We start from the raw sequence: 15,509 nt of genomic DNA on the forward strand, positions 1-15,509 counted from the left end.
TAAGAAGAAGATGTCGACGTCGTGGTTTCTCCGAATGCTCTCAGCCGGCAATGAAAAGCCAGGTGAGCTCCATAACTTTGCGCCTTGTCCTCTTCCCTCTGTTTTAGAGTATTCCTTGCCAAACATCGCAATCATCGGCTCCGGGCCGAAAGGGATCTACACACTTAAAGGTTTGATCGGGAGCGATACGCCGCTGTCAATCACCGTTTACGAAGCCAATGCCGACCCAGGTAAGGGCACGCCCTACCATCCTCGCGCCAATGACCGCGCAATGCTTGCAAATATCGCCAGCATTGAACTACCTCCCGTTGGCGAGAGCTTGGTATCCTGGCTTCGCCGCAAGACCCCAGCTGAACTGGCACTGCTGGGTGTTCCTGTGGAGACGATAGGAGAGCGCGAGTTTTACCCACGCGTTGTGCTTGGAGAGTATTTCCAATCGCAGCTTCAGGGACTGCTCGCCAAGGCCATCGACCGCGGCCATGTCATCAACATCAAGGCGAACCACCGGGTGGTCGATATCGCGCTTGGCGAAGCCGATATCGCTGTCAAGGTGCAGAAAGCCGATGGGGCACAGAGCCATCAGGCATTCGATCACGTGGTAATGGCGACCGGTCACGATTGGCCTGAAACGACTGAGACGAAACCGGGCTTCTACATCTCGCCATGGCCCGCAGCAAACCTTGATACTATTGGCGATGTTTCGGTTGGAGTTCTTGGAACGTCGCTTAGCGGCATCGATGCCGTTGTGTCGGTGACAACCTCGCATGGCTCCTTCATGTTGGATGAGGCCGGCCTGCTGCAATACCACACGTCGGCGGCTGATGACTTCCATATCACCATGATGTCGCGCAAAGGGTTATTGCCGGAAGCCGATTTCTATTGCACCGTCCCCTACGTCCCGACGACAATCTTCACTGAAAGAGCCGTGGACGAGCTTATCGAGACCAAACCAGATCGACTTCTCGATGAATTATTCGACCTGTTTCGGGCACAGCTGTTCGCAGACGATCCGCAATACGCCGAACATATAGGGCTCGGTATGCTGATGGTGGAAACCGTCGCGGACGCGTATTTCGCCGATCGCGAGACATACGACCCCTTCACCTGGGCGTCTCTCAACCTCGGCGACGCAAAAATGAATAAGGCGAGCCGCACGACTGTCGCGTGGCGCTATTCGATCCTGCGCATGCATGAAGTGCTGCTGCGTGCCGTTCCCCATTTTTGTGAGAACGATCTCAAGCGCTTTCACAAGTACTTCAAAACGCTATTCGTCGATGATTACGCCACTGTGCCGCATCAGTCCATTGAGCGCCTGCTTGCCCTGCACCGTGCTGGCCGACTATCGGTGCTCAAACTCGGATCAGAGTACACGCTCGACAGCGACAAGGTTGAGCGCGGGGCCGTTATCGACATCGGCGGGGAAAAGCACACATTTAAAGCCTTTATTGATGCCACAGGCCAACAGGCCGTGTCGGCTTGGGACGTGCCATTTCCTTCGTTAATCCGTCAAGGCGCGGTGCGCGAGGCACTGACGCAAACCACGTCATCGGCCTTGGCAGCCAAGGAAGACACGGAGATGATCGCAACAGGCGGGATCGACTTGGACAGCCAATTCCGACCCCGTTTCGAAAAGCCGCTGTGTCACAATCTATACTGTGTGTCGATTCCCTTTCTCCTCCACAAGCTGCCCTTTGTTCAAGGTATTACCAGTGCTGCGGAGCTCGGCGATATCGTCGCGTCGGCAATTCTTACTGAAATAAACGGACCATCGACGTCAGCAGGAGCGCAAATTACCAACAATTTAATGAGATCATCGGTTAGGGCAGGGCACACATGAGACTTTACTATACTCTGTGCAAACGGGGGTCGCGCCGACTGGTCGGCGAGAAATCGCAATAACTGCGGGGACGATCTTCGACAGCAACGGCAGGGAGCACTGGACAGCCTGCATCTCGATTGCGCGCGAGAAATCGATCAGGCTGATGAGTTTGACGTGGTCCTCACACAGGAAACACGACAGACCGCCGCAAACCACGGGACTGCCTTTCCCCAATCTCGACGGCTACCCTCGTTGTGGTCGCCGCCGGCATGTTCCCGCTCTGGCAATCCTCACTAGGGAAATGGCGCGAATGCACTTACATCAATGTCGGGAGCAATGGCTTTTACTGCCTCGAACCAAGCGTAGCGCAAGCTTCAATTGCTATTGGCCTAATCTCGCGCTGTCGGACCCTGCGCTCATTGCAGAAAAATTGGTTTAACGACAAGGGTCCACCATGATCTCCGCCATCTCGTCCAGCCAGTTCCTTGCGCCTGATGACTTGTCTCTCCTGCAAACCTTTCTTGAGGCATGGTGTTTGGAGAATTCGGTGCCCCTCGATGATCGGGCTGCTCAAGAGGTGGCGGCCGGTCTGATTCACTGGTATCAGGATAACGGTTCCGACAAAAGCGGACTTAAAGCACACATCATCGATGCAGCGTCGCTATCGCCGGAACTACAGCGCCTGGTCGAAACGCTCTCAGACGCAGAATGAATCCACCGATACCGCATCGCCATCGGGCTATTATGATGCGATCTTCATGAGCATTTTGCAGCTGTGAAGTTAAAGAGAGCAAAGCACCGGGACTCCAAGCTCCGCCGCCGGGATGCCGAAAATGCCGTCCAACAGGAATGCCAGCCGCTGAACGGAGGACCTATTTCTTATCTGTCCTCATTCAAAGCGTCTTGAGCAATCTTAACAACGCAACGATCTCCAGTGGGGTGCCGCGCTTAAATGCGATGTAAGTCGCCATTTCCTCACCGTGAAAACGTTGCTTGAACGCAGCTTGGCCTTGTAGGTTAAAAATTTTCTCGTTGACGCGTTTGGAGCGATATGCCCTTTCAAAGGATGCGCGCCAAATACGGCTCTCAGCAAAGCCGCTTTTGCCGATGGCAGCCAATGGCGAAAGCCCGAAAGTTACGATGGTCCGGCCTTCCTCCCTGAACCGGTCGGCCGCGAACTTGGTGAGGCCGATCTCCGCATGCGGTGTCGTTCCGGTAAGCTTTCGCTTGAAGGCGGCCGTGTAACCGATGACGATGCCGTCGCGGAAGATGGGGTCAAAGTCAAGAATCGCGGTCGGCTGGCCGTCTGGATTGATGATGAGGAACCGCCGCATGTGCAGCGTGATTTGGGGAAGAAATGGGCGATTCAAAAACCGCATTTCTCGTCGCCTAACTATGCGGCCGTTGCGCCAATTTGCAGAGATTTGCTTAATCTGCTCGGCATCAGCGATTGTGCCATCGCATTCAACGATCCGATAGTTTCTTTTTAAAAGCCACTTCTCCGAATAGCGGACTGTCTCGTTTCTTTTCCCGCCGAAAGAATGGCCGGTTAACGACAGTTTTGTGTCAACGCCCATGTGGTTGATACGATATCCAAGGCCGGCCAAGACTGTCGCCGTCTCATGCCCGATCTGGACGAAGCAGGGCCGGTTCGTTAAGGCTACGAAACGCCTGATATAGTCTGGTCTCAAATCGATATGTGCAACTGGATCGCCCAGGACAAAGGTGTGTCCCATCTTTGTCGCATAGGCGATATAACCCTCTGTGTCACCAAAATATTTCAAATCCGGCTGAACTGCTGTCGAGTAAGCAAGTGAAAAGTCGCCATATTGACGACAGAGTTCAAGCTTGGTCGCTTCGTCGGGAGCAAACGCGGCGGTCTTTGGAAGGCTCGCATCGAGGAGCGCGTCCAGCATTTTCCGGAGGCTTATCATGCACTGCTGTTCCCGTAAGACCAAAGTTCGTGTATTTGCGTTGCACAGCAAGCGAACCTTGATGCCGCGCGGTCCTTTTATTGTATCATTGACAGCTAACAAACGGTTTGAACAGCCGTGGCCTCGACGCTGTGTGGAATGACATGAATTTGGACGACAAAATACATGACGCGGTTGTGATCGGGGCTGGGCTTGCTGGTTTGACGACCGCTTTAATGCTCAAGAAACGCGGGTTGGATCCGCTTTTGCTCGATAAAGATCAGCAAGTGGGCGCTTCTTGGTCGCGACGGCACCCACGTCTCACGCTTAACACCCATCGTGATCTCTCGTCGCTACCAGGATTGCGGTATCCGCCAGGCACGGGTGCATTTCCGAAAAGAGATGACGTTGTATCGCATCTCGAGGAGTTTGCCCGGCTACATGCTTTCAAGATCAGCTTTGGCGTCGAGGTTATCTCGATCACCCAGTCCAGCGGCCACTTTAGAATTAAGACCAGTCTCGGAGAAATCTCCGCCAAGAACGTCGTCATGGCCACAGGCAGAGATGTGCAGCCGGTCATTCCTGCATGGAAGGGTCTCGAACTCTACCGAGGGAAGGTTATTCATGCCGCGAATTTCGGAGATGCTCGAGAGTACACGAGCTGCAGCATCCTGGTTATCGGAGGCGGCAACTCAGGTTTCGATATTCTCAATCACCTGAGCCGCGTCGAAACCGGGACGCTGTGGTTTTCGGTGCGGCGCGGACCCTCGATCCTCCCAAGGCGGCTCGGACGTTTCGCGGTTCACCGCCTCTCACCGGTCATGGCGCGATTGCCGACTGTTGTTGTGGATCAATTCATCGCGTTAGCCCAATTTATTGCGTTCGGCAAGCTCCAGCTGCTCGGCTTCCCACCAAGCAAAGCCGACGCTGCGACAAGGCTTCAACGCGAACATGTCGCCATCCCGGTTGATGATGGAACAGTAGCGGCGATACGAAAAGGTAGAGTAACCGTCGTGCCGGAGGTAATTGAATTCAAATCACATGGAGTTGTGCTCGCCAATGGAAGTGAAGTGAGACCAGATATCGTCATCGCTGCGTCAGGCTACGGATCAATGCTTCCCTCTTTGCTCGGTTCGCTTCCGGTCTTGGGTGACAATGGATCGCCGCCCAACCTTAAAGGCAAGGTGGTTGGGGACGTTACAGGCTTATGGTATACGGGTATGACGCCGACACTGACCAGTTTTTTCATGCAAACCAGGCGGGAGGCGGTTCTTATCGCGAATGGTATTGCCTCATCGATACGTGTGTTCAGTTGAAGGTCAAAGGTAACATGCACCAGCCGCTGCGAGACGTTTGCAGGAAACCTTCTCCCTGCGCTTGGGGGAAGCTTATTTCATCAAACCGGCTGCACGCAACGCATCCTCAATCGTCTTTTGGATCGCGTTCGTTGGGCCGGACGCAGACGCTGGCGTGGTAATAGATATGGGCGGACTGGGTTGATCCAAATGGAAATCCTGCTCCTTTCGTCTGTCGAACGATGCGATCAATCCCCAGGACCGGGCGATATGGAGGGTAGAGGAAATCCCGACATCGAGCATATAGGGCGCACTCCTACCATAACCGGACCTCGGATCGATTGGTGTGCCATGTCCCATCTCATTGATGCTGTAATGCTCGATAACATCCCTTCCGTCAGGCGATTTCCATGCTTGACGGATATGGCCATCAACCGTCTCGACGAGATCGGCCTTCTGAGGCACCTCATGAACGCCGCGCCATTGATCAATTATGGACACCGCATTGGACGGAACCACGGTTGCGTCCCGCGTCCCTTGCCATACCGAAATCGCCGGCCATGGCCCCTTATGCACTGATGCGTTGCGCAGAAGAGATTGTAGCGTCTTTGCATCGGGAGTGCCATGACCGCGCATTCGGTCAAATGCCTCTGGAATTGTTGTTGCCGTGCCATATGGAAGGCCCGCGATTATTGCGCCTCCGGCGAACACTTCGGGGTATGTTGCGAGCATCACATTCGCCATGGCACCGCCTGCTGACAAGCCGGTGATGAAAATTCGGCTGCGGTCGATATCGTAGCGGAGCGCAGCAGTCTCGATCATCTGGCGGATCGATGCGGCTTCTCCCCGATCGCGCCCGGTGTCGCCAGGGACAAACCAATTGAAGCAGGTGTTGGCATTGTTGCTCCGGGTCTGTTGAGGGAACAAAACCGCAAAGCCGTAGTCGTCTGCCAGTCGTGACCATCCAGAGCCATGATCGTAGACGCTGGCAGTCTGGGTACATCCATGAAGGACGACGACAAGTGCGGATTGGGGCTGCAACCTCGCTGGAATGTGTGCTCGCGCCTCCAATCCACCAGGGTTGGCGCCGAAAGGCCCAATGTCCGCCAATACGTGGTCAGGGACGTGTGTTTGGCCATGTGACCCGCGCAATTTACTTAACCGTGCGATTGTATCGGAAATGGATCGCATCTTAGGTCTCCCTCGCGGCTGGGGACGACTGCCACGTGTCTGCTCAACGCGGGATAGGCCAGATTGTTGCTGCACTGCACAACAATATTGTAAGAGCGTTCTCGCATTCTTTCGGTCGTTAAATGCTGTACCGGCCCAACGCCTTGAATCGCCTGGCGATATCGTCATAGATGTAGGATTGAGCGTTCGGAGGATCAGTATCCGTTGGAGTCAGCCTGCCTGAAATAACAACCATGCCGGTGTCGGGGAAGGGTTGGTGCACTGTATGTGCAATGTCTACCTCGAAAAGCTGTCCCGGCATCTGAATATCCGTGAACAGAAATTGGGTCATTTCTCTGTCGATGATATCCATTGCATCATCGGCCGTCGCGGTTTCAAGAACTACAACTCCGTCTCTGTTTAGCGAAACAATAGCGACAGGAGGGATCAATGGTTTGTCATCAGCAACTCGGACCTTACGCAAGCCTCCCTTTTGCACTTCGACAGGGCTTCAGCGCGGACGGTCAATAAGTTCCATGAGAGGATCCACCGCCAAAACGGTGGATCCAAGGAATTGGTCGTTCAGCCTTCGGCTTTCTGATTGACAACAGATGTCGCGATGGAGGTCAGCGCCAGATCGGTGGCCTGCTCTTCATCGAGGGTCGTCTGAAGCAGTCCTGCGGCATCGTTCAAGCCCAACTCAAGCGCCCAGGTTCGGAGAGTGCCGTATCGCGACATCTCGTAGTGTTCGACCGCTTGAGCTGCGGCGAGAAGGCCCGCATCCAGGGCAGGGGAGCCTTCGTATTCCTCCATGATTTCCGCGCCTTCGTCTGTGATGCCGAGAATTGCGTCACACGTCTTGGCTTCCGGCTCCTCACCGATGATCTCAAAGACCTGCTCGAGGCGCTCGACATGAACCTTTGTTTCAGCAAGGTGTTTTGTGAAAGCGTCCTTGAGCCGCACACTTGTGGCAGCCTCTTCCATTTTGGGAAGCGTCTCAACAATCTTCTGTTCGGCGAAGTAAACGTCTTTAAGGGTGTCCAGAAATAGATCTTGGAGTTTTTTTGCTTCGGCCATTGGAATTTCCGTTCTTTGGTTGAGGCCACCGGCACAATGCGAGCGGCTGGTAATTGCAAGATGTCGCGAGCAGAAACATCGAATATCCAAGAAACCTTGTTGCGGGCGGCGCTTGCCGATGATGCAGCCCCCACCCTGGATCATGGAAGAGGTTGATTGGTACAGGAGCCGTCTTGACCTTGGTTCCCCGCGCTCACGTGTTTGTGATGCATCTGAACTGAAGGTCAGCGCATTGGTTCCATCGAAGCTTTACAGCTTCCGCGGCTGCGGCCAAGCAAGCGCGAATCCATCACGGATCGTCGGAGGCACAGGCGTCGGTCTTGCCACAGGTTTCCTTGATAGAGTGATGGCCGAGATCGCAGCCATTGGTCCTTTGGCAATGCCGGAACTACATGCGGCAAGTCTGGGGCTAAGGGCAGGGATTGTCGGGGTAGCGGACTTGGCGATCACAAAAAAAAATGAAAATACTCGAATTAAAACAATACTTTAGCTAAATTGAGTGAGAGGGCCAACGGTTCAATCCCGTCAAAGCAGCTGCGGCTTTAGCCGATAGCCAATAAAACAGAATGTCAGACTACGGCTTCACCACCATCAACCACCAAGATTTGGCCGGTCATGTAGGATGAACGGTTCGACACAAGAAAGAGGATCGACTCGGCTATTTCATCGACCTGGGCCCATCGTCCCATCGGCACTCTTTCGCGCACGTAGGCTTCGATCGCATCGCGCCCGCCCATCTGGGCGATGAAGGGGCCGTTGAATGGCGTATCGACCCAGCCAGGGCAGAGCGCGTTCACACGGATGCCGAACCCCGCGTAGTCGCCAGCCATCTGCCGGGTCATGGCGATGACGGCGTGCTTGGTGGTTGTGTACGCAATCATCTCGCGGTCGTAGAGCACACCTGAGGAAGAGGATGTATTTAGGATGACACCGGAGCCTTGTGCCCTCATCGCCGGCATAGCGAAGCGGGCGGCCATGAAGTGGGCCCGGACATTCAGTCTCCAGGACCGATCGAAACCGTCAACTTCGACCTGTTCCAGGTCGCCGGCAATCTGCGCACCGGCATGATTGTGAAGAATGTCGATGTGGCCATGGCGTCTCAGCACGGCGCCAATGCCGGCCTCCAGCGATATGTCGTCGGTGACGTCTAGGATCAGGCTCTCGGCGCTGCCGCCCGCGTCGAGGATCATCGATACCGTCTCGGCGGCACCCGGAGCACTACGGTCAGCAACGGCAACGTGGGCGCCTTCCCTGGCCATGATGATCGCACCTGCCCGGCCGATGCCGGAGCCGGCGCCGGTGACAATGGCCACACGGTCTTTCAAGATCATGGTCTACTCCCCGGCCTGCGCTTTTGTTGTCTTGTCCCGCATCAGCATACGGGCAATGAGGATGAGCAGAAGTGAGGCGACCAGCACCATTGTGGCGATCGCGTTGATTTCCGGCGTCACGCCACGGCGGATCGATGCGAAGACATAGATCGGCAGCGTTGTCTTCGAGCCGGCGACGAAGAAGGCGACGATGAAATCGTCGAACGAGAATGTGAAGGCGAGCAGAAAGCCGGCGAGGATCGACGGCAGGATCTGCGGCAGCACGATCTGGCGGAACGTGGTGAAGGGCGTGGCATAGAGATCGCTCGAGGCCTCGACGATATCGTGGCCGAGACTGGCAATGCGGGCCTTCACGATCATGGTGACGAGCGCCAGCGAGAACAGGCCATGCGCTGCGATAATCGAGCCGTAGCCGAGGCCGAATTGCGGTGGCTTGTCGCCGGGCCAAATCGAAACCAATGCCGGATTGAGATAGGAGAAGACCTCAACCAGCGCCACCAGCGTGGCAATGCCGATGACGACGCCGGGAACAACAATGGCTGCGGCAAACAACCCGTCGAAGACGGCGCGAACACGGCTGCTCAGTCGCTGCATGCCGAGCGCTGCCATCGTGCCGAAAACCGCTGCCAGCACCGCGCTTGTGAAGGCTATCATCAGGCTGTTTTGCAGGGCGGTGATCAGGAACGTGTTCCCGAGTGCCTTGCCGTACCAGATGGTCGAGAAGCCGGTGAACTCACTGGCATTGCGGCCGGCGTTGAACGAGAACAGCACCACTAGCGCGATCGGCGCGTAGAGGAAGAGGTAGACGAAGGTAACGAGCGCGCGCATCAGACGAGATCCACCTGTCTGGAGCCGGAGACTTTCCAGGCGATGCGCATGGCAACACTGAGGACGATGACCACCACGACGACCAGCATCACCGCGATCGCCGAACCGAACGGCCAGTTGCGCGATTGCAGAAAGAGATCGACCAACGCATTGCCGATGAAGAACACCTTGCCGCCGCCAAGAAGCTGCGGGATCAGGTACTCGCCAAGCAGGAGAATGGTCACCAGCGCCACGCCGGTCATGACGCCGGGAAGCGACAGCGGCAGGGTGACACTCAGAAAGGTCGAGACCGGCTTGGCGCCGAGATCGGCGGAGGCTTCGAGCAGCCGGCGGTCGAGCTTTTCGAGGCTGACATAGATCGGCATAATCATCAGCGGCAGGTAGCCATAAACGATGCCGAGCAGCACGGCGCCGGGCGTGTTGAGCAAGCGTACATCCTCGATGCCGATCATGCCAAGCAGATTGGGGATGCCGCGCGAGCCAAGGATATACATCCAGGCATAGGTACGCACGAGCAGGCTTGTCCAGAAGGGAACGACCACCAGAGAGACGAGCACGAGCCGGTATTTCGGATTGGATTTGATCGCCAGATAATAGGCGACGGGATAGGCAACGATCAGGCAGAGAAAGGCACCGACCGGCGCGATCATCAGGGTGTTCCAGAACGCGGCCGCGCGGGAGGGAAGATTGACGAACTGGGCAAAGGTGAATGCCGCCCGATAGCCGCCCTCCGGCGCCCGCTCGCCAAAGGCGAAGACCACCATGGCCATGAACGGCAGAACGAGAAAGACAAACAGCCACAGGCCGGCCGGCGCTACCAGCGCGGCGGTCGTCAGCTGTCGTTTTCTTTCCGGGGTCAGGGGCATGGGGTTTTTCGACTTTCGGGATGTGTCTTTGGTGTCGGTTATATGAATTGGATGTCAGCTGCGAACTGCCACATCTCGCCAGTGGGGAGAAGTGCAGAACGCAGGGATTCGATGAGGGGCAACGGTGTAGCCGGAGCCACGCTTCGCGTTTAGATAGTGGCCTTATCCCCGCTGGGGAGAAGAGAAATCAAGCCGACTTGAAGCGGGCCATCACTTCCGCGCGGGCCGGGTCGGTCAGTGTAACGGCAGCGCCGAATTCAAGCTTGGTCAGCGACGCTTCGTCCGGATAAACGATCTTGTTCGACGTGACGTCGCCCGGCAGCAGGGCGAGCACGCGGCTGTCGGTCGTCGGCGCGCCGTTGGCGATGTGCTCCTTGACGGCATTTGCCGGCGTCATCAGGTAGTCGAGCAGGGCGTAGCCCGCCGGCTTGTTGGCGGCGCTCTTCGGGATGGCGTAAAAATCGGTCCAGATCTCGCCGCCGTCGGTGCCGAGGATATAGGCGATCTCCGGCATGTCGCGGTTGAGCTGAGCACCGTCATTGGTCCAGCACATAGTCATCCACGCGTCGGCCGCGCGCATGCCGGGCTGGTAGTCGCTACTGATGCCGTAGAGATGCGGCTTGACTTTGATCAGCAGTTCCTCGGCTTTGGCCAGTTCCTCCGGCTTGATCGAGTTGAAGGAATAGCCAAGCGAGACGAGCGCGCTGCCGATCGTGGTCAGCTGGTAGTCGTGGACCATGGCGCGGTTGTCGGCTTCCGTCATGGCAACTTCGAAGAAGTCCTTCCAAGAGGTGATCTTGGTCTTGATCTTTGAAGTATTGACGGCCATGCCGGTCGTGCCCCAGTTCTTCGGCAGGGCATAGGTCGTGCCCTCGACGGCGCCTTCGGAGGTGAAGCGGACGGATTCCGAGGCCTGTGAAAAGGCCGGCAGCTTCGACATGTCGAGTGGGTCGATCAGGCCGAGTTTGACATAGGTCGAGATCGTATAGTTGGTCGGGACGAACAGGTCCCAGCCGGTGCCGCCGGCTTGAAGCTTGGCGAGCATCTCCTCGTTCGAGCCGAATACGTTGACTTCGATAGCAACGCCAGTCGCAGCCGTGAAGGCCTCGAAGGTTGCCGGGTCGTGGTAGTTCGGCCAGGTGGCGAGCGACATGGTCGTGCCGAGGTCTTCGGCATAGGCGGCGGAATTGAACAAACCAGGCTGGCGGGCCAGCACCGCAGCCGCAAGGCCAAGGCCAGTGACGCCGAGGAAGTGGCGGCGGGTAACCGAGCCGCGCTTCAGGCGCATCCATTCATCGGTGAGGATTTCGGCAGTGATCGGGGCATTTTCTCTGTACCACTTTGTCATGACTGTGTTCCCTTTTTTGTCTTGACGTGTACGGCCGTTCCTCAGGCCGGAAAAACATGCACTTTGCCGGGGTCGAAAGTGAGCACGACCCGTTTGCCCGGTTCGACGAGGTCGCTTTCCTGCACGCTGCGCCGGTCGGCCGTGACGAGGAATTCGCCAATGCCATCGACGCTGATCTGGTATTCGGCAGTGGAGCCGAGGAAAATGCGGTGGGTGACGGTGCCGGTAAGTGTACTGTCGTCGTTGCCCGCCTGTCGTGTCAGTCCGATCGCTTCCGGGCGTAGCGCCACGGTCGCAGCGCCCGGCTTCAGGCCGGATCCAGCCTGAAGCGCCATACCGTTCGACAGACGCAGCGTCGCTCCATCAGCCTCGATCGTCGCCATGATGCGGTTGGTCTTGCCGACGAAATCGGCGACGAAAAGATCGGAAGGCTTGTCGTAGACGTCCTGCGGCTTGGCCATCTGTACGATGCGGCCAGCATTCATCACACAGACCATGTCGCTCATCGACAGCGCCTCTTCCTGGTCGTGGGTGACGAGCACGAAGGTAATGCCGAGTTCGCGCTGCAAGGTCTGGAGCTCGATTTGCATGGCGGTGCGAAGCTTCTTGTCGAGAGCCGCCAGAGGTTCGTCGAGCAGGAGCACCGACGGCTTGTTGACAATGGCGCGGGCGAGCGCCACGCGCTGCTGCTGGCCACCAGACATTTCATGGATGCGGCGTTTCTCGAAGCCACCGAGGCGCACCATCTCGAGCGCTTCTCGCGCCCGGGTGGAAATCTCGGATGCGGCCAGCTTCGGCCGCGCCTGTTTCAGGCCATAGGCGACATTCTGCTCGACGTCGAAATGGGGAAAGAGCGCGTAGTGCTGGAACACCATGTTGACGGCGCGACGGTAGGGCGGCACGCCGTTCATCTCGCGACCGTCGATCAGCACGGTGCCATCGCTTGGTTGCTCGAAGCCGCCGATCATTCGAAGGCACGTCGTCTTGCCGCAGCCGGAAGGACCAAGCAGCGCTACAAACGCGCCCTTGGGCACGGCCAGATTGATGTCCGATACGGCGGTCACGCTGCCATAGCGCTTTGTGACCGAACGGAACTCGATGTCGTTCGCTGAAGCGGATGTCACGTCTTAATTCCCTGCGGTTGTTTTTTAGAATACCGGACAATCCTGCGACTGCCCCGTTTCTCACCGTCTGTCATCAACCTATTCAAGCTGGCTGTTTACGGTATATACCCCGAAAGGGGTATTTCAAGACGTTTGCTGCTCTGGAAGGTGTATACCCAATAAGCAACTGCCGCACTTTTTTTGCAAAGCTGGACTTGAATACATGGGCATTGATCTGGAAGCATTGTTCAGGACGATCGGTCCGATTATCGGCAATACCGGCACCGGCGACGAAGAGGCCGGCGGCGTTTTCTGTTCGCTGATGCGGTCCTTGGTGACGTTCGATTATGCCGTAATCTTCGCCTACCGGGAGAAGGAGCGGCCGATCAACGTCTACAGCACGTTCACGCCGGAAGAGCATGTTGTTTTCGTCAGCCTTTACCAGGCCGGGCCGTTCCTGCTCGACCCGTTCTATCACGCCGCCCGGGAGCCGAAGCCGGGCGTCTGGCGCATGCGCGAACTTGCCCCGGATCGCTTCTTTTCGAGCGAGTATTTCCGCAGCTACTACACGCAGACGGGGCTGGCGGAGGAAATCGGCTTTTTCATTGCTTTGGAGGATGGAATCACGGTCGTGCTGTCCTTGATGCGCGGGGAAAAATCGGGCGTGTTTTCCGGCGCCGAATTCGCGCTTTTGAAAAAGGCCGAGCCGATGGTGGCCGGGCTCGTCCATCACGCCTGGCCGAAACTCGGGCGACGGTTCGACGCGGCACTGGCAAAGCGTAAGAACGGCGGACGAAAATCGGCGCATCCGGCAGCTGACCGGGTCTGGCGCAATCTTAATCTAACGGAGCGTGAAGCCTCGATCATCGAGCTTGTGCTGCAAGGCCATTCATCGGAATCGATAGGTCTGCGGCTCGGCATATCCACCGGAACCGTAAAGGTTCACCGCCGCAACGTTTACCGCAAGCTCGGCATATCATCGCAGACCCAGTTATTGTCGATCTATCTGAAGAACCTGAGGCAGTAGGCGATGCTAATTTTCACTTTCACCCATTGGAGATCTCAGCCCAGCCCAGGACGTCTGCCCGCTCTACTCTGGGTCAATGGAGGCGTTGCCGGCTTGCTGTCGCCGCCCTCTGGTCGGGCGAGCGAGTTTGTTCCAAAACGAAAGAACGATATGCGGCCGGATGACGACGAAAAATTGGGCCGGTCGGGCGCCGGTTCGAATCCATTCAAGGCGTAAAAAGCTTCTAACCAGCTTCTAAAATCTGTCCGTCCACTGGCGCTGAAATCGCCGCGAAGGTGCAATAGGGAGTGTCGCCTATCGATATTTGCGCGTGGCTGATGTGTTCCGGGCAGTATTCATAAAGCCGAGTGATTCTTTACAAGCTTGGCGCTGACAAGGACCTCCCGCAGCGGCTGCTTGCGCCAGACTTTCTGGAAGCTCTCGACAACGTTGTCGCTGGATACGGTTAGGCCTGGGAGGGCGACCCAGTTCGGTGTCTGCCTTCCCGGAAGGACCAGCACACAGGTATGTGCCACGCGACACCCTGCAGCTAAGGGCTGTTGAGCACCCATCTTGTTTCGCGCCCTCTCGCTGGTTATACTGTTTTTGAGAAACAGTATAACTCGGAGTCGAGTTGATGAAACCCATCGACCTCATGTACCAGACGATGCTCGCCGAGCTCGGCCAGCGTTCGCTCGACGCCGCGTGGACTGCCGCCTTCCCTCCAGAAGGCCGGTTCACCCCTGCGAACATCAAGGGGCGCAAGTATTGGTACTTCGATATCCCGGATGGACATGGCGGTACAAGACGACGCTACGTCGGTCCTGCCGACGATCCGGATATCGCGCAGCGCGTAGCTGATCATAAGAGGGACAAGGACGATCTCCGCGCTCGCAGGCGCATGGTTAACACCCTGACCCGCGAAGGCGGGATGCTCGCTCCTGACGCCATGTCGGGCGACCTCGTCGAGGCCCTAGCCGATGGCGGTCTCTTCCGGCTCCGCGGTATTCTCATCGGCACGGTCGCCTTTCAGTGCTATTCAGGACTGCTGGGCGTCCGCCTTCCCATGGCTGCGATCCTGACCGGCGATGCGGACATCGCCCAGGATTATGCCATCAGCCGGGAGGTTGAAGACAGCCTGCCTCCGATTGTTGAGTTACTGCAGGGCGTTGACGCCAGCTTCCGGCCAGTTCCCCATCGATCGGGATCCGCGGCCTCGTCAGCATTTCAGAATGCCGACGGCTACCGGGTTGAATTTCTGACGTCGAACCGTGGTTCGGACGACCACATCGACCAGCCGGCGAAGATGCCCGCCCTCGGCGGTGCAAGCGCGGACCCACTAAGCTTTCTCGACTACCTTATCAGGGAGCCAGTTAAAACAATGCTCCTCCACCGAAGCGGGGTCCCAGTCGTAGTCCCCGATCCGTCCCGGTACGCGGTCCACAAGCTAATCGTCGCCAGCCGCAGACACACTGATGGGCAGGGGGCCGCGAAGCGAGAGAAGGACGTTCGCCAAGCCGCGCTGCTTTTCGAAGCCTTGCAGCAGACGAGGCGATCAGCCGATCTGGCGCTCGTCTACAACGAGGCGTGGGAGCGCGGAATTGCGTGGCAGGAAGCCATTCGAACCGGGGCAGGGATGCTGCTCACACAAGATGCCGAGCTATTCAAGACGGTTCTGATCGAGGGGGCCAAGAAAAACAGGGAAGACATCGAGCTCCCGTTCGGAGAATAGGGTATCCTCTCTCCACAAGAC

15 protein-coding genes are annotated in these 15,509 nt (G+C 57.2%); 6 read left to right on the forward strand and 9 right to left on the reverse strand.

Going from position 1 to position 15,509, the window contains the following annotated elements:
• The first annotated feature begins 115 nt into the window (after positions 1 to 115).
• Both PYR65_RS25540 and PYR65_RS25545 read left to right on the forward strand, forming a co-directional pair.
• Positions 116 to 1,837, forward strand: a complete 1,722-nt coding sequence (locus PYR65_RS25540; protein ID WP_276122135.1) for an FAD/NAD(P)-binding protein — start codon at positions 116 to 118, stop codon at positions 1,835 to 1,837.
• A 436-nt stretch (positions 1,838 to 2,273) separates the two neighbouring features.
• Positions 2,274 to 2,531: a hypothetical protein gene (locus tag PYR65_RS25545; RefSeq protein ID WP_276122136.1), complete on the forward strand. Its 258-nt coding sequence runs from the start codon at positions 2,274 to 2,276 to the stop codon at positions 2,529 to 2,531.
• Positions 2,532 to 2,712: 181 nt separating this feature from the next.
• Here the strand turns inward: PYR65_RS25545 and PYR65_RS25550 are convergent, their stop codons facing one another.
• Positions 2,713 to 3,753, reverse strand: a complete 1,041-nt coding sequence (locus PYR65_RS25550; RefSeq protein WP_276122137.1) for a phosphatidylglycerol lysyltransferase domain-containing protein — start codon at positions 3,751 to 3,753, stop codon at positions 2,713 to 2,715.
• Between the two features lie 143 nt (positions 3,754 to 3,896).
• On the opposite strand from PYR65_RS25550, the gene PYR65_RS25555 reads away from it, so the two are divergent.
• Positions 3,897 to 5,048, forward strand: coding sequence for a flavin-containing monooxygenase (locus PYR65_RS25555; RefSeq protein WP_276122138.1), 1,152 nt, complete (start codon positions 3,897 to 3,899; stop codon positions 5,046 to 5,048).
• 72 nt (positions 5,049 to 5,120) lie between these two features.
• On the opposite strand, the gene PYR65_RS25560 is transcribed toward PYR65_RS25555, so the two are convergent.
• The 3 genes from PYR65_RS25560 to PYR65_RS25570 form a co-directional block, all read right to left on the reverse strand.
• On the reverse strand, positions 5,121 to 6,218 hold the full coding sequence (locus PYR65_RS25560) for an extracellular catalytic domain type 1 short-chain-length polyhydroxyalkanoate depolymerase (RefSeq protein WP_276122139.1): 1,098 nt from the start codon (positions 6,216 to 6,218) through the stop codon (positions 5,121 to 5,123).
• A gap of 118 nt (positions 6,219 to 6,336) precedes the next feature.
• Complete coding sequence (locus PYR65_RS25565; RefSeq protein WP_276122140.1) at positions 6,337 to 6,570, reverse strand: response regulator; 234 nt, start codon at positions 6,568 to 6,570, stop codon at positions 6,337 to 6,339.
• 209 nt (positions 6,571 to 6,779) lie between these two features.
• The gene (locus PYR65_RS25570; RefSeq protein WP_276122141.1) at positions 6,780 to 7,274 is read right to left on the reverse strand and encodes a YciE/YciF ferroxidase family protein; all 495 of its coding nucleotides are present in this window, start codon (positions 7,272 to 7,274) and stop codon (positions 6,780 to 6,782) included.
• Positions 7,275 to 7,392: 118 nt separating this feature from the next.
• Between PYR65_RS25570 and PYR65_RS25575 the strand changes: the two genes are divergently transcribed.
• Positions 7,393 to 7,764, forward strand: a complete 372-nt coding sequence (locus PYR65_RS25575) for an acetate and sugar kinases/Hsc70/actin family protein (RefSeq protein WP_276122142.1) — start codon at positions 7,393 to 7,395, stop codon at positions 7,762 to 7,764.
• A 79-nt stretch (positions 7,765 to 7,843) separates the two neighbouring features.
• Here the strand turns inward: PYR65_RS25575 and PYR65_RS25580 are convergent, their stop codons facing one another.
• The 5 genes from PYR65_RS25580 to PYR65_RS25600 all read right to left on the reverse strand — a co-directional run bounded on the left by PYR65_RS25580 (position 7,844) and on the right by PYR65_RS25600 (position 12,771).
• Positions 7,844 to 8,605 carry an SDR family NAD(P)-dependent oxidoreductase gene (locus tag PYR65_RS25580; protein WP_276122143.1) on the reverse strand — a complete coding sequence of 254 codons (762 nt, stop codon included), beginning with the start codon at positions 8,603 to 8,605 and terminating at the stop codon, positions 7,844 to 7,846.
• A gap of 3 nt (positions 8,606 to 8,608) precedes the next feature.
• Positions 8,609 to 9,433: an ABC transporter permease gene (locus PYR65_RS25585; RefSeq protein WP_276122144.1), complete on the reverse strand. Its 825-nt coding sequence runs from the start codon at positions 9,431 to 9,433 to the stop codon at positions 8,609 to 8,611.
• Positions 9,433 to 10,299: an ABC transporter permease gene (locus PYR65_RS25590; RefSeq protein WP_276122145.1), complete on the reverse strand. Its 867-nt coding sequence runs from the start codon at positions 10,297 to 10,299 to the stop codon at positions 9,433 to 9,435. The genes PYR65_RS25585 and PYR65_RS25590 overlap by 1 nt, the downstream gene beginning before the upstream one ends.
• 187 nt (positions 10,300 to 10,486) lie before the next feature.
• Positions 10,487 to 11,647, reverse strand: a complete 1,161-nt coding sequence (locus PYR65_RS25595) for a polyamine ABC transporter substrate-binding protein (protein ID WP_276122146.1) — start codon at positions 11,645 to 11,647, stop codon at positions 10,487 to 10,489.
• 41 nt (positions 11,648 to 11,688) lie between these two features.
• Positions 11,689 to 12,771: an ABC transporter ATP-binding protein gene (locus PYR65_RS25600; RefSeq protein WP_276122147.1), complete on the reverse strand. Its 1,083-nt coding sequence runs from the start codon at positions 12,769 to 12,771 to the stop codon at positions 11,689 to 11,691.
• A 202-nt stretch (positions 12,772 to 12,973) separates the two neighbouring features.
• On the opposite strand from PYR65_RS25600, the gene PYR65_RS25605 reads away from it, so the two are divergent.
• Together PYR65_RS25605 and PYR65_RS25610 are read left to right on the forward strand one after the other, a co-directional pair.
• Positions 12,974 to 13,777: a helix-turn-helix transcriptional regulator gene (locus PYR65_RS25605; RefSeq protein WP_060640678.1), complete on the forward strand. Its 804-nt coding sequence runs from the start codon at positions 12,974 to 12,976 to the stop codon at positions 13,775 to 13,777.
• Between the two features lie 616 nt (positions 13,778 to 14,393).
• Positions 14,394 to 15,488: a nucleotidyltransferase family protein gene (locus PYR65_RS25610; RefSeq protein WP_276122051.1), complete on the forward strand. Its 1,095-nt coding sequence runs from the start codon at positions 14,394 to 14,396 to the stop codon at positions 15,486 to 15,488.
• Positions 15,489 to 15,509: the final 21 nt, after the last annotated feature.

Source organism: Pararhizobium qamdonense, assembly GCF_029277445.1.
Lineage (GTDB): Bacteria > Pseudomonadota > Alphaproteobacteria > Rhizobiales > Rhizobiaceae > Pararhizobium > Pararhizobium qamdonense.